The following is a 13,518-nucleotide window of genomic DNA, read 5'->3' as shown; positions in this document are numbered from 1 at the left end:
ATAATATCATCGATCGAGAAAATCGTCTATGTTTTACGGATCCAACACCTCTGTCACAGTCCCAAAGGAATACCCCAGTGCCCTCAGTCCTTCAATAATGGCAGGCAGTGCTTGGGGTGTTTGGACAGCTGATTGATGCATCAGGACAATGGCACCCGGTTTAATATTATTGACAACCCGGTTCACAATCGGTTCCACCCCCGGGTTTTGCCAATCCAATGAATCCACAGTCCACATGATGGTCAAATAACCTAAGCTGGCAATGACATTTAAAATTGTCGGCGTATATTCACCGAAAGGAGGCCTGAACAAATAAGATATTCTTCCTGTTATAGTTCTGATGACGGTTCCGGTGCGCAAAATCTGATCTGTTACTTCGTTGACAGTTAATTGAGGCAAATGAGGGTGTGTGTAACTGTGATTGCCGATTTCATGTCCGGCAGCGGCAATGTCCCTGGCTAATTGGGGAAAGTTCTCCAGCCAAATTCCGGATAAGAAAAAAGTAGCTTTAATATTGTTTTGGGCCAGAATATTGAGCAGCGTTGTGGTTTGATTGTCACCATAAGTAGCATCAAAAGTAAGTGCAGCCATCCTTTTATTGGGGTTGCCCTGGTAAATTGCATGACCGATTCCCGGTGTAGGTATACTTAGAATTTGCCCCACTTGCAGCATATCCGGATTTTGAATGCTGTTTATGCGGATCAAATCGGGCACTGTGGTTCTGAATCTTAGTGCAATATGATATAAAGTATCACCAGGCATTACTACATAGGTAATCATACCGGGTTCCCGTGTATTTTCCGGGAGCAGCAGTTTTGTTCCGGGAAAAATGACATCCGGATTGGAAATATTATTCAAGTTTAGTATACTTGGCACCGTGATCCCATATCTTTGTGCAATGCGATTGAGGGAATCCCCTGATTGCACCGTATAAATGATACCTCCGGGAGGCGGACCCCCGGGCGGTTCCATGACCTGAGTTGGTATAATCAGTTGAGTGCCGGGCATGATTAAGTTCGGGTCAGGAATATTATTGGCAGAAGCAATTGCCTGTGCAGTAGTTCCGTACTGGCGGGCAATGCCATACAAGGTATCTCCCAGCTGTACCGTATATAAAACCGCAGGCATTTTTTTCACCTCCTGTTTTTCCTATTATGCTGGATATTCACCGCGATATTTATTATTATATTTATGTTGCATCCCTTATTTAAATAACTAGTTGTCTGATTTTTTACGGAATAATTTAGGGCTTACATTAATAGGAAAATGAGGTGAGACCAATCATGAATACGAATCAACCACAGGGCATCGTTGATCTGGACATTCATGGCATGAACAAATACCAGGCCAAGATATTAATTGATAACCGTCTAAAGAGTGCCGCGGCAGATATCTATATCATTCGTGTCGTCCATGGTTATCATAGTGGAACAGAGCTGCGGGATATGGTGCGTAAAGAATATAAAGGCAACCCCAAGGTTAAGAGAATCCAATACGGTATGAATCCTGGAGTGACTGAGCTAATTCTGCGAGAGCTGTTTTAGAAATCCTGCCAAGAAAATATTCCCAATTCCCCGAGTTTGATTCTTGATTATTCTGATTCGTTTTATTTTAGGGATGAAAGTATAATTAGGTGCATAGAATGAAGCAGGCATCTGGTATAGGTCGGTGAAAATAACATATGAAGATTCTGAAGTTCATTTTCTGCCTTTGTCTGATCCTGCTTACTGTTTTAGCCGGTTTTGATTATCAGTCAACCATTTCCCAAGAGGTGATCCCCACCTTTCCGGCATTACATGATCCGGACGATCCTCTCCTCAATGAAGGGAAATCCAAGAACACACCCTGGTCCGGCTGGTGGTGGCCTTTTTATGAAAAAGCGCCCCCCAATCTATACAATCCTGATGGGCCGATGGATAAATATGACCAGGTGAGCATTAACCGTGGTCAGCCCAATCCAGGGGCTATGTCCTGGGAAAAAGAGCATCATTATACCGACAAAAAAAGTGAAGGTTGGTTTGGCCATTGTAATGGCTGGGCTGCCGCTGCCGTCCTCGAAGTTGAACCCCAAAATCCCAAGGATGTAACAGAGGTTCATTTTGAAGTAAATGACATCATGGGCTTATTATCCGAATGGCATTGGTTTGACTCCGCCGTCGCCTTTTATGGTACGCGCTACTACGACGAAAATGATAACGCTGATGACATTTTCCCCCATGAATTTCATCGTATGATCATCAGCTACATTGGTAAGCAAGGTCTGCCCATCATTATGGATATCAGCGGAGGCACCTCAGAAAGGTCAAATCCTCAGGTGTGGAACTTCCCGGCCTTTCAATACAAGTTATCCTATCGTCCGGATAAAGACAACAAGGAAAAAACCCATGTTCATTGCCGGCTGTGGTTCACGGATACAACCCGTCCCAGCGCGTTGGAATTGAAAACATTTACTGAAGATTATTTTTACTGGATTGAAGGTGAGAAAGGTAATCCCACTTCTGGAGCTTGGGAGACTGCCAAAGAAGGAGGTTGGGGGTCAAGCGGTGACAGCAGGAAAAAGCATCCTGACTTTATATGGTATCCAGCGGTCGCCAAGAGTCACCCGATTCTAGGGCACTCCCAATATCTCGAAATTGTAGGGCAAGGTGAAAACCGATGAAAATGATAAAAAATATCATGTCCATTAAAGCATTGATGATTTTCGTATGTATAATCTGTACTTTTCTTTTGTCCTTTTTCATATTGAATCAGCCCGGCTTTAAGTGGGAAAAAGGCGGGGAATGGCAGGTAAATGTCTACCAGAAGGCGAACCAGATGATGGACGCCGATCCACCCTGGATCATGATCAATGAATTGAACATGAAGCTGACCAGACAGGAATCCCCTCAGTCATCTGACCCCTCTCTCTGGTGTCTTCAAGTCAGGGACATCAAGGGTGATCAGTTACTCCCCGGAGTAACACAACTATTAATTTATTACTCTGACGATTTAAAAGTTGTTGATGGGTTTTGCTTGAATGAACGCAATGAAAAAGTCATGGGTATTGATGAGTTTTTTTATCTCTCTTTGTATGGATCGGAATTTTTCTCCCCGCAAAGGAAAAGATATCTGAACTTGTTCTTACTAGTCAACGAAAAAGTAAAAATTGAATTGTCTGAAGATAAAGGGATCCAGATCTGGTATGACAAAGACCATCCTTGGTGGGTCATTTACGAAAGTGATAACCCGCCCCTCAGAGCTCAGCTTCAGATCTGAAAATTGACAAAAACCTGCTTCTCATTATGATTGAGAGCAGGTTTTTTGGTTATCAAAGGCTGACCATCATAAGCCGGGCATGATTTTATTATCGATATTGCTGGACAAATTCCATATCTGTATCTTTTGTCCCGGAGGAACTATCTGAAAGTGTTCATCCCATTGCCCCAGCACTAATTTACGAAAAATATCAACAGTTCCCTTCATTCGGTGGGTCTCCAAGTTAAAGAATTCAGCTTGATCCTTCATTTCCTGAAATAAGGGTTCCGCACTAAAAGCCCCTGTTTCCACCAAGGCAAACCTTTTATAATTTTGAAAAACTAATTGGGAATAACGTAAAGCTTTTTTTTCACCAAGTCGGGGAATCATCTTCTCATAAAATGTATATTTCGGATTAAAATGGCGCATTGACCCTCCGGTTATAAAAAGTGCGGCCATTTCAGTGCCTAAATTAGCCCGGTATCTTTCATCTGACCCCAGGAACATCGCCACACAATCATGATATTGGGGCAGAACCAAGGCAGCCTTTTTGCTGGAAAGACCAATCAAGCCATTGCCGCACAGAGCATAACCCAGTAAAATATAATCTATATTTTCAATCCTATCGATCGTATTTTGAAGAACGCTCTTCAATTTTTCCGGATCATCATGAAGACCTGCTTCCATATATATGACTGGAAAATCAATCTTATTTTCCTGCAAGACAAAATTCAGCTCGTCTTCAATCGTACGACAAGCACAAATCACGGCTTTCATTCCCTTACCTCCCTGTTTATTAATTTCTGTTTCAGAATCAATTATAAAATATTATATCATGATCACATCCCAAATAGGCGGCAAGTCGGCAAATATTTAATCAATTTTGTAAAGCAACCCCAAAATACTTTTCGAATCAAGGAGAAGGTTCGAAGGTTCTTCTATAGACTATGCTATATAGATAATGCTATAATCTATTTAGGAACTTTTTAAGGAGGGTGATCAATATGAGTATTGCTGAAACGATTAAGGCAATCCGCCGGGAGCTCCAAATGACCCAGACTAATTTTGCCGAAGCGGTTCATGTCAGCTTTTCCACTGTAAACCGTTGGGAAAACAATAGAGTGGCGCCTAACCGCATGGCGCGGGCCTTGATTCTGGATTTATGTGAGAAGAAAGATGTAAATAGATCATTAATTGACAAAATACGTTCCTATATATAGTTCTCCTATATAAATATAATAATGAAAAGGGCTCAAAGGACAGCCAGGAGGTGCAATTTGTATGAAAATCGGTATACCTAAAGGGCTTTTATATTATAGATACTCTTATCTCTGGAAAACTTTTTTTGATGAATTAGACATAGATTATATCATCAGTCCGGATACAAACAAAGCAATCATGGATAAAGGGCTGGGCTATGCCATTGATGAAGCTTGTCTCTCTTCTAAGATTTATTTAGGTCATGTAGAATATTTAATCGGAAAATGCGATTATATCCTGGTCCCTCGCATCTCCAACTATGGCAGTGAAGGAACCGTATGTACTAAGTTTCAGGCTATTTATGATATTGTGCAAAACACATTCCGGGACAGGGGGATTAAATTGTTGCACTACAACATTGATTATAAGAATTTAGAGATTGAAATGAATGCTTTTCTTAAAATGGGAAAATTCCTGGGCAAAAGAAAATCTGCGGCGATGCGGGCTTACTACCTTGCAAAACAGGCTGAAAAAACTGCCCGGATCATGGATGAAAAACATCAAGAGCAATTATTAAATGAAGATAAGATAAAAATTCTCCTCTTCGCCCATGATTACAATATTTTTGACAAACATATCGGAAAACCGATAATCGATTACCTAAATGAGATGGGGGCGGTGCCTATTATCGGGGATCTGGCCGATAAGAAGTCGGCTCTGGCTAAATCTGTTGAGATCTCTGATACCTTGCCTTGGAAATACAGCAAGGAATTAGTCGGATCCATTGCCCTGTACCGGGAGAGGGTTGACGGTATTATTCTGATCAGTTCCTTTAACTGCGGACCGGATTCCTTAGTCAACGAAATCATTATCAGAAGGGTGAAGAATAAGCCCATCCTTAATCTCACAGTAGACGGCCAGGAAGGAAGCGCCGGGATGGAAACAAGACTGGAAAGCTTTCTTGACATTATTAAATTCAAAAAGGATGATTACCGTGGCTAAATATAAAGTCAGCTTCCCTCAACTGGGAAATTATTATGTTCCACTGGAAGTTTTATTTACTGAAGGATTAGGAGTTGAATACATCATCCCGCCCCCGATCACAAAAAGAACCCTGGAAATCGGCAGCCGGTACAGTCCGGATTCTGTTTGTGCCCCCTTTAAATATACCCTGGGGAATTTTATAGAAACCATTGAAGCGGGGGCCAATACCCTGGTTCAAGCCGGCGGGGTGTGCCGATTAGGTTATTACGGCGAACTTGATGAGCAGATTCTGAGGGATTTAGGATACGAGGTACGCTTTGTTAATCTGGCCAAAGCTCAGATTTCAAAACCTTATACTTTTTATAATTATTTTAAGGAGATCAATCCGGATCTTTCCCTGAATAAAATTGCCCAGATCCTTCCTGTGGCATTGCAAATGGTGCAATACATCGACGAATTTGAAGATTATATCCGTAAAAATATTGGCTTTGAAGAAGAGCAGGGCAGCTTCACAAGTGTGCATCAAGATTTTCTGGCAGAACTTAGGCAGGTCCGAACAAAACAGGAATTAAAAAAGACATATCATAAATATGGGAAGTACTTAAAAGAAATTAAAGTGCAGATCCCCCAAAACCCTCTGCGGGTTGGCATCGTAGGTGAATATTATACGATTATGGAGCCCTTCAGCAATCATTATATGGAGAAAGAACTTGCCCAGATGGGCATTGTCGTTGACCGGTGGATGAATGTTACAAATTCTTTGCTTCATCGACCACAGAAAAAGGACAAAGAACGTATTAAACATTATGCGAAATACAATATGGGGGCTACCAGTATGTTTACCATCGATAAAGCCTTGGAATTTGCCAAAAAAGGTTATGACGGCATCATTCATGTGAAATCATCCGGATGCACACCGGAAATAGATGCTATGCCGGTGCTGCAAAACATCAGCGCCGATTATAAAATCCCGGTATTATATTTCAGTTTTGATTCTCAGACCAGCGATATCGGGATCCAAACACGACTTGAGGCCTTTTATGATATGATCATGATGCGAAAGGAGAATTAGAATAGCATGAACAAAGCATATTTAGGGATCGATATTGGTTCCATCTCGACCAAAGGTGTGGTCATCGATGAAAATAATGAAATCAAAGCTAAGGAATATCTGTGGACGGAGGGAAACCCTATCGGGGCAGTAAAAAGATTGTTGAGTATTTTAAAGGATCAGCTGGATCAGGAACAATATCAGGTTGTCGCGGTGGGGACAACCGGCAGTGCCCGGAAGCTGATTGGAGTCGTGACCGAAGCAACGGTGGTAAAAAATGAAATTACCGCCCATGCCATCGGCACCACCTCCCTTTATCCCGAGGTGCGCACGATTTTTGAAATAGGGGGACAGGATTCAAAAATCATTTTAATCGAAAACGGCATTGTTGTGGATTATGCTATGAATACCCTTTGCGCAGCGGGAACAGGGGCTTTTCTCTCCAGCCAGGCTCATCGCCTGGGAGTTGGGGTGGAGGAGTTTGGTAAACTGGCTTTAACATCAAAGAAACCGACCCAAATTGCCGCCCGTTGCACGGTATTTGCCGAATCTGACCTTGTTCACAAAGCACAAATCGGTCATAAAAAGGAAGATATCATTGCCGGTTTATGCAAATCCGTGGTGAGCAATTATCTTAATAATGTAGGAAAAGGGAAAAAAATTCTTCCTCCCATCGTTTTTCAAGGGGGCGTAAGCAAGAATGAAGGAGTGAAAAAAGCTTTTGAATATGCCACCGGTTACCCGGTTATCGTAGACCCAAACGGTCACTTGACCGGTGCCTTAGGCGTGGCAGTGCTGGCAAAAAAATCAAAGGTGGAAAAGGAATTTACCTTTGATATCGCAAGTATTGAATTTACCACCCAGGGGGCGGAGTGTGGGAAATGCTCCAATAACTGTGAAATCATTTGTGTCTATCGAGAGGATGAATTAATTGATGCCTGGGGCAACAAATGTGAAAAAGGGGCAATCAAGAAAGCCATCGCCTGATAAGTAAACCAGTTTCCCCTGGTTTACTTGCTATATGGAAGAAAACATAGTAGACTTAAAAAATCAAGTTATCAAGTAATAAGGGTGATAAATCGTGACAAAACGAGATCTCATTTTAATCATGGTGTTGGTGCTGATCGCCCTGGCAAGTTTTGCTGTGCCTTATTTGGGGGTCAAAGGTCAAGGAAACATTGCGGCGGAAATTTCCGCTGACGGCAAAGTGGTGCAACATATTGACCTGCAAAGTGTGATGCAGCAAGAAGAGTTTTCTGTTCCGGGGCCTCTAGGCAATACGATTGTCCAGATCCAAGAGGGCAGAGCAAGAATTGTTGAATCCCCCTGTCCGGACAAAATTTGTGTCCGGACAGGCTGGATTAAATTGGCCGGACAGACAGCTATCTGTGTCCCTAATCGCATCATCCTGCGTATTGTATCTGAAGATAAAAAGATCGATAGCATTTCACGCTAAGGAGGCAAAATGAAAACACGTGAATTAACAACGGTTTCCGTACTGGTCGCCTTGGCCACGGTACTGCATGTCATCGAATCCTTTTTCCCCAGTCCCTTACCGATCCCGGGAGCAAAATTAGGCTTGGCAAACATTGTCACCCTGCTGACCCTGGTTCTCTTTGGTTGGAAAACAGGTTTTCTGGTGGCTTTTCTTAGGATCATGCTGGGCTCTCTCCTAAGCGGCAGTTTACTCACCACAGGCTTTTTTCTCAGTTTTGCCGGTGCGATAACCAGCACTTTGATGATGGCCCTCTGCCTCTATTTTTTTACCGGATTCAGTGTGATTGGTGTCAGCGTCGTGGGTGCGGTTTTTCACAACCTGGGTCAGTTGGCTATGGCCGGGTTATTAATCGAACACATGGCTATTTTCTTTTATCTGCCGGTTCTGCTCCTGGCTGCCATTCCCACAGGGCTATTTACCGGCTTCATTTTAAAATATTTGCTCAAGCATCTCAAAGGGATTGACGTACCGAATAATCTGTCTGATTTGTAAACTCGATCAAACCATCAAGACCGTGACTGTAAATAATCTCCTTCTGATCAGTAATAAAGACCACTTCCATCTCCTGCCATGTCTTTTGCAGAGCCATTCCTTTTTCGGGGCCTAACACAAACATTAAGGTAGAAAAAATATCGCCGTCTGTGGAATTATTCGTGACAATGGTTGTCCCCATGACCCCCCGGGCCGGTCGGCCGCTGGCCGGATCAATAATATGATGATACCGGACACCCTTTTCCTCAAAATAGCGTTCATAGTCCCCGGAGCTGATCACAGCTTTATCGGTCACACTAAGAATAGCTGCCACTGCTGTGCTGTCCCGGGGGTCCTGAATGCCAATTTGCCAAGGTGAACCGTCCGGTTTGCTGCCCAAAGCAAATACATTACCCCCGGCGTTCACCAGTGCACTCTCAATACCCCCTGCGCGCAATTTTTGCACCGCCAAATCCGTCGCATATCCCTTGGCAATACCCCCCAAATCCATAATCATCCCTTTTTCAGGGAGAAAAATCGTTTTTGCTTCTTTGTCGATGATAATTTTCCGATAATCCGTTAACGGCAATACCCGGTTTAATTCATCCTCAGTGGGAACATGATATTGTTCGCCGCCAAAACCCCAAAGATCCATCACCGGTCCAATGGTAATATCAAAAGCTCCCGCGCTCAGTTTGGCGCAATAAATTGCCCGCCCAACCATGGCCAGGGTATCATCACTTACGGTCACAGGTGCGATGCCCGCTTTTTCGTTTAGCCGGATAATATCGCTCTTTTGAGTATCAGGAAGATGTTCTCCCGGAAAACGGCCGACGAGATCATTGATGCGCTGAAATTCCCCTGCCGCCTGTTCTACCGCCTCACGGCCTTTTGTTAAGTCACGGGCATAGGCGGTAATATTAATCATCGTATCCATGGTAAATATGTCTTTACTGATTTTTTCCGGTTCTGCATTCTTGTCCATACAGCTCGTTGTAAAGATCATTGAAAATAGCATCAATAACAAAATCCACTGATTTCTTCGTCTGTGCAAAATAATCATTCACCTCATTTGGTTCTCACCTTTTATTCTTCTATTATAATCTCAAAAAGCGATCGAACCAATACCTTTGAACATTGCTAAGGGCAAATAATAATCGGAGTATTGACGCAAGACCAGACCGGTTTTAGGCATCATGGGAGGTACTTCTTGGCGCAGCACCTGAGAGCGCAGTAAAATCTCCGGCTCGTTGATCCCGAGAAGACTCCTCATACCGGTGGAACTGCTGAACCGGGGATTGATTTCGAAGATAATCGGCTGCCCATCTTTTTTACCCTCTTGAAGACGCAGCTGAAAATTGATAGCTCCATAGGCGCCCAACAAGCTAAATGATTGGGCAACCCTAGCACAATAATCTGCAATCTCATGATAATCATCGGAGATTGCGGCGATAGAAATTCCGTCCTGCAACTTCCGTTTTAAAGCAATTTTTGAAAGCACTTTTCCCTGATGGCCCAAGCAAATTCCCACGGTAAATTCCAGCTCCCCACAGGGAATATATTCCTGGATGATTAAATTTTTCTTACCTCTGATATGGTGCTACTCCCTTGATAGCGGAATCATTGAAGATATCCTCTTTATTCTCCGTAAATTTGACTTGAGGGTATGACAAAAACTCTTCCTCAAGTTTTGTGAGATCAAGATCACAGACCCATCTTAATTCACATTCTTTGATGGACGTGAGTGTTTTCAGATAGTGACGACCCCACTTCCCGCAGCCAATCAAAGCAAGCTTCACCATTGAAAATTCCTTTCCTGAGACACGTTCAAGTACCCGGTCGGATCAAGTACCATATCATAGTATATTCACCAAGCCCAAAAAGAGAATAATGACCCAAGCCTTCTTAAAATAAAAGGAAGGAACGATTTTTTCGTTCCTTCCGAATAGCAATTTAAATATCATTGGCCAAAAATTTACATGATCACGTTAGCTAAATATTTCCCTTTGATCTTACGGGATAGCTTTTTAGCCACATCCAGTGCTATTAAAGCTTTTCCGGTAGTGAAAAATTTCATTGTGTCTAAAGCCAATTCAGGGTTTTCCTGATAGAGTTCCAAAAAACATTTCTCCATCACAGAAAGCTGGGCCAAGGTTTCATCTTCCATGGCTCGAAATACAGGAATGACCTCTTTTTTGGCAATTTCCTGATAGTTCCGGTAGCATAGCTCTCCCAATTCCTGAAAGACCCACCAAGCGGAATTTTCATCGAATTCCATAATTTCTCCAATTTTAAATTCCGCCGGCATTCCTTTGCTGCCAATGTAGCAAGGAAGGAATGTGCTCAAGTGGCCGTTGGCCAGGGAGAACCACATCTGGCCTCCGATCTCATTGGGCATATTGTCCCTTAAATGAGCGATCATACTTAATACGGTGCCGCCTTGCCCAATGCTGCTGCTTACTTCCATCCAAAATGGATTTTTATGCACACCTGCTTCCGGCGCCTTTGTTAAATCATATTTTGTTCCTTCTAAAGTGTCGCGCAAAATATTCATAGCATCCTTGACCGAAATTTTTTCTTTGGGCACAGCTTCGTAAACCAATTCATCCAAAGGATAATCGATCCCGGTAGCGATATTCATAGCTCGCCATCTGCGATAGGCATTCACCGGATCATCTGCCTTACCATAAGCACAAATCGCCACATCATCAGAATAGCAGGAAGAAAAATTAAAATTCGTGCCCTCATTGGGACGATGCCAACCTTGTGCTTCGGCAAATTCTGCCACACCTTCCGACCATAAGAAATTATCCGGATCCTGAAAATCAACCTCTTGCACGCCAAAGCAATTTGGCCGCACAGAGACCATATCATCAGGCACTCTTTTCGCCACCCAGTGTCCTCCCGGGATCACTTCCAGCCAAAATCCTTCTTTAGGATCTGCAATACCCATGACCACGGAACCCGCTGCCCCTTCGATGGAGGATACGCTAAAACCATGTTCTTTAATCAGTTCACCCAACATCTCCACACTTTGCCGGGCAGTTTTACCCCGTTCCAAAACCAATATGGTAAGGTCGTCCGCTTCAATGCCATTAGCTGATGGGATTTGTTTAAATGCATATACGCCCATGATGGAAACTGCGACCTGATTTTCATTAACGCCATACATCCACGATTCATCACGTGTACCGGTAGTATAGGCTGTTGTGGTATGGGTATAAGCAAAGGTCTCATCCAGCTCCGGTATTTCCTTACCACTGGCGAGAAGGGATTTAGCATCTTTTCCATGCTGCTTTCTCGGTGTATAAAGGATATGTCCGGGGTATCCCGGCCAGTCGTTATTGGCGCCCAAAATGACGGAACCATCTTGGGTGGCATCTTTCCCGACGATGAGTGAAAAACACATAGTGCTACCTCCTGAAATAGAAAATATTTTTTAAATCTTACTTATTGTGCTAAATGATTCAATTAATCAACGATCATTTTTCCTTTAACAGCAGACCCTACAATATAATAGAGAATTGCGGTGAAAAAGAAACAGAAAAATACAGATCCAAAGTAATTGGAAACAAAAGCCAGTTTCATCGAGGCAAAGTAAGAGACAACCCCGGCAGCAAAACAAAGCATTGCATACCAATTGATACCATTACCGTACCAATAAGCTCCTCCTTTTGTCCCCAGCTGACTGATATCATATTTTTGTTTACGGAGCAAATAATAATCCACCAATATAATAGCAATACAAGGAGGAAATACAGCTCCCAGGTAACCCAGGAAAACCTGAAATAAGTCCAGGAAACTGCCCACAAATAGTGGAATTAAAGCCACAACAATCGCTAAAGCTGTTACAATCATCATCGAGGTTTTGGGCTTTAAGGTTTCACTGAAATTAGCCGTGGAATAACCGGCGGAATAAACGTTAATTAAATTCACAGCGATGGTGGAAACAATAATCAGTACATTGGCGATCTGTCCTAAGCCCAGCATGGCACAGATGGTAGCCGGGTCTGCGGTATATGGGTCAAAAACACCGGTACTTACCGCAACGGCAATTACACTTAAGCTTCCTACCAAACAAAACCAGAACATACCGAAGGTAGCGCCCAGCATGGGAGCAACGGTAGACGCCGCTTTTGTTTTCGTATATCTGGTATAGTCTGCAACTGCCATCACCCAGGCAATACCCAGTGCGGCAATGGCATCAATCGCTGACCCAAAGGTAATTTTAATGCTTTCATCCGGTTTCCAGGCGATAATATCACTTAAAGAGAAAGTGGTCAGAGCAACGTAAGTAATCCACACGCTAAGGATGACCAAAGCAACAACAGCCAGATTTTCCGATAATTTAATGGCTCTGGATCCGCCGAACATGGCGATGGTTCCCGTAATAATCATAATTACGAAAATGGAGACTGCCATGGTTCCCGAACCTCCAGGGGTTCCATATGCCGGTACTTTGAAAAGATAGTTCAGTAAATAGGTCATAGAAATGGCAGCAATGTAGGTGTTGACACTACACCAGCCAAAAAACTGCATGGAATTGATGACAGAGGGAACCTTGCTGCCTGTAATACCAAAGGAAACGCGAGCCAAACCCATGGTAGACGTACCTACCTTGTATCCCATGTAACCAACTAAAGCAAGAATAAAGTAGACGACAGGATTTCCAACTGATGCGGCAAGAACCGCTCCGGTCAAGCCCAAAGCACCGATCACATTTCCCACATACCAAGATGTCGGATTTGCATTGGCACAGGTCCAGGTGGCCATCATATCTTTAAACGAAAAGTGCCTTCCCTCCGCGGGAACGTATTCTGTAATATCATAGTCTCTGATTTCACCCTGGTTCTCGGCCTGGTTGTTTGGATTTAATGCACTGTCTGACATTTAACTCACTACTCCTTTTCATTTTATTTTTGCATGACATTTGGGTACATCTTTTACATAAACTAATGAAATTTTAGTACAATATCGTACTATTATATTAGTCCCAGATTGTACCTTTGTCAATAGCAAAATTTAGTTCTGTAAAAAAACTTACTTTACGCTAAGCCGTTGGCTAGCGGAAGCCTTACTT

The 13,518-nt window shown here is 43.1% G+C and carries 15 protein-coding genes; 9 read left to right on the top strand and 6 right to left on the bottom strand.

The window, feature by feature from the left end; genetic code table 11:
- Positions 1-33: 33 nt before the first annotated feature.
- A complete protein-coding gene (locus CEQ75_RS07360) occupies positions 34-1,128 on the bottom strand; it encodes a LysM peptidoglycan-binding domain-containing protein (protein ID WP_089609756.1) in 1,095 nt (364 codons plus the stop codon).
- 155 nt (positions 1,129-1,283) lie between these two features.
- On the opposite strand from CEQ75_RS07360, the gene CEQ75_RS07355 reads away from it, so the two are divergent.
- The 3 genes from CEQ75_RS07355 to CEQ75_RS07345 all read left to right on the top strand — a co-directional run bounded on the left by CEQ75_RS07355 (position 1,284) and on the right by CEQ75_RS07345 (position 3,255).
- Positions 1,284-1,544, top strand: a complete 261-nt coding sequence (locus CEQ75_RS07355) for a Smr/MutS family protein (RefSeq protein WP_089609755.1) — start codon at positions 1,284-1,286, stop codon at positions 1,542-1,544.
- Between the two features lie 137 nt (positions 1,545-1,681).
- Complete coding sequence (locus tag CEQ75_RS07350; protein ID WP_089609754.1) at positions 1,682-2,659, top strand: hypothetical protein; 978 nt, start codon at positions 1,682-1,684, stop codon at positions 2,657-2,659.
- On the top strand, positions 2,656-3,255 hold the full coding sequence (locus CEQ75_RS07345) for a hypothetical protein (protein WP_089609753.1): 600 nt from the start codon (positions 2,656-2,658) through the stop codon (positions 3,253-3,255). The genes CEQ75_RS07350 and CEQ75_RS07345 overlap by 4 nt, the downstream gene beginning before the upstream one ends.
- 66 nt (positions 3,256-3,321) lie before the next feature.
- Here the strand turns inward: CEQ75_RS07345 and CEQ75_RS07340 are convergent, their stop codons facing one another.
- Positions 3,322-4,011, bottom strand: a complete 690-nt coding sequence (locus tag CEQ75_RS07340) for a DUF1638 domain-containing protein (protein ID WP_089609752.1) — start codon at positions 4,009-4,011, stop codon at positions 3,322-3,324.
- A gap of 227 nt (positions 4,012-4,238) precedes the next feature.
- On the opposite strand from CEQ75_RS07340, the gene CEQ75_RS07335 reads away from it, so the two are divergent.
- The 6 genes from CEQ75_RS07335 (at position 4,239) to CEQ75_RS07310 (ending at position 8,459) form a co-directional block, all read left to right on the top strand.
- Positions 4,239-4,454 (top strand): helix-turn-helix domain-containing protein, encoded by a 216-nt coding sequence (locus tag CEQ75_RS07335; RefSeq protein ID WP_089609751.1) that lies wholly within the window; start codon positions 4,239-4,241, stop codon positions 4,452-4,454.
- Positions 4,455-4,515: 61 nt separating this feature from the next.
- Entirely contained in the window at positions 4,516-5,436 is a 921-nt protein-coding gene (locus tag CEQ75_RS07330; RefSeq protein ID WP_089609750.1) for an acyl-CoA dehydratase activase-related protein, read from the top strand.
- On the top strand, positions 5,429-6,490 hold the full coding sequence (locus CEQ75_RS07325) for a 2-hydroxyacyl-CoA dehydratase (protein WP_420828390.1): 1,062 nt from the start codon (positions 5,429-5,431) through the stop codon (positions 6,488-6,490). Before CEQ75_RS07330 ends, CEQ75_RS07325 begins: the two co-directional genes overlap by 8 nt.
- A gap of 6 nt (positions 6,491-6,496) precedes the next feature.
- Entirely contained in the window at positions 6,497-7,456 is a 960-nt protein-coding gene (locus CEQ75_RS07320; protein ID WP_089609749.1) for an acyl-CoA dehydratase activase, read from the top strand.
- A gap of 94 nt (positions 7,457-7,550) precedes the next feature.
- Positions 7,551-7,925, top strand: coding sequence for a NusG domain II-containing protein (locus CEQ75_RS07315; RefSeq protein WP_089609748.1), 375 nt, complete (start codon positions 7,551-7,553; stop codon positions 7,923-7,925).
- Positions 7,926-7,934: 9 nt separating this feature from the next.
- Positions 7,935-8,459 carry a Gx transporter family protein gene (locus CEQ75_RS07310; RefSeq protein ID WP_089609747.1) on the top strand — a complete coding sequence of 175 codons (525 nt, stop codon included), beginning with the start codon at positions 7,935-7,937 and terminating at the stop codon, positions 8,457-8,459.
- On the opposite strand, the gene CEQ75_RS07305 is transcribed toward CEQ75_RS07310, so the two are convergent.
- The 4 genes from CEQ75_RS07305 to CEQ75_RS07285 form a co-directional block, all read right to left on the bottom strand.
- On the bottom strand, positions 8,419-9,444 hold the full coding sequence (locus CEQ75_RS07305; protein WP_198306655.1) for an FAD:protein FMN transferase: 1,026 nt from the start codon (positions 9,442-9,444) through the stop codon (positions 8,419-8,421). The two genes, CEQ75_RS07310 and CEQ75_RS07305, sit on opposite strands and share 41 nt — an antisense overlap.
- Before the next feature lie 99 nt (positions 9,445-9,543).
- Positions 9,544-10,008, bottom strand: coding sequence for an ATP-grasp domain-containing protein (locus tag CEQ75_RS07300; RefSeq protein ID WP_276327731.1), 465 nt, complete (start codon positions 10,006-10,008; stop codon positions 9,544-9,546).
- Between the two features lie 405 nt (positions 10,009-10,413).
- Positions 10,414-11,847, bottom strand: a complete 1,434-nt coding sequence (locus tag CEQ75_RS07290) for a dipeptidase (protein WP_089609744.1) — start codon at positions 11,845-11,847, stop codon at positions 10,414-10,416.
- A 62-nt stretch (positions 11,848-11,909) separates the two neighbouring features.
- On the bottom strand, positions 11,910-13,328 hold the full coding sequence (locus CEQ75_RS07285; RefSeq protein WP_089609743.1) for a purine-cytosine permease family protein: 1,419 nt from the start codon (positions 13,326-13,328) through the stop codon (positions 11,910-11,912).
- Positions 13,329-13,518: the final 190 nt, after the last annotated feature.

The sequence above is a fragment of the Dehalobacterium formicoaceticum genome (assembly GCF_002224645.1).
Taxonomy (GTDB): Bacteria; Bacillota; Dehalobacteriia; order Dehalobacteriales; family Dehalobacteriaceae; genus Dehalobacterium; species Dehalobacterium formicoaceticum.
This window is presented reverse-complemented; position numbering and strand designations above follow the sequence as displayed.

What these genes read in the sequence shown, in the direction of transcription:
- CEQ75_RS07360 (WP_089609756.1), bottom strand. Translation starts at nt 1,128, where the DNA reads ATGCCTGCGGTTTTATATACGGTACAGCTGGGAGATACCTTGTATGGC.
- CEQ75_RS07355 (WP_089609755.1), top strand. Translation starts at nt 1,284, where the DNA reads ATGAATACGAATCAACCACAGGGCATCGTTGATCTGGACATTCATGGC.
- CEQ75_RS07350 (WP_089609754.1), top strand. Translation starts at nt 1,682, where the DNA reads ATGAAGATTCTGAAGTTCATTTTCTGCCTTTGTCTGATCCTGCTTACT.
- CEQ75_RS07345 (WP_089609753.1), top strand. Translation starts at nt 2,656, where the DNA reads ATGAAAATGATAAAAAATATCATGTCCATTAAAGCATTGATGATTTTC.
- CEQ75_RS07340 (WP_089609752.1), bottom strand. Translation starts at nt 4,011, where the DNA reads ATGAAAGCCGTGATTTGTGCTTGTCGTACGATTGAAGACGAGCTGAAT.
- CEQ75_RS07335 (WP_089609751.1), top strand. Translation starts at nt 4,239, where the DNA reads ATGAGTATTGCTGAAACGATTAAGGCAATCCGCCGGGAGCTCCAAATG.
- CEQ75_RS07330 (WP_089609750.1), top strand. Translation starts at nt 4,516, where the DNA reads ATGAAAATCGGTATACCTAAAGGGCTTTTATATTATAGATACTCTTAT.
- CEQ75_RS07320 (WP_089609749.1), top strand. Translation starts at nt 6,497, where the DNA reads ATGAACAAAGCATATTTAGGGATCGATATTGGTTCCATCTCGACCAAA.
- CEQ75_RS07310 (WP_089609747.1), top strand. Translation starts at nt 7,935, where the DNA reads ATGAAAACACGTGAATTAACAACGGTTTCCGTACTGGTCGCCTTGGCC.
- CEQ75_RS07305 (WP_198306655.1), bottom strand. Translation starts at nt 9,444, where the DNA reads ATGATCTTTACAACGAGCTGTATGGACAAGAATGCAGAACCGGAAAAA.
- CEQ75_RS07290 (WP_089609744.1), bottom strand. Translation starts at nt 11,847, where the DNA reads ATGTGTTTTTCACTCATCGTCGGGAAAGATGCCACCCAAGATGGTTCC.
- CEQ75_RS07285 (WP_089609743.1), bottom strand. Translation starts at nt 13,328, where the DNA reads ATGTCAGACAGTGCATTAAATCCAAACAACCAGGCCGAGAACCAGGGT.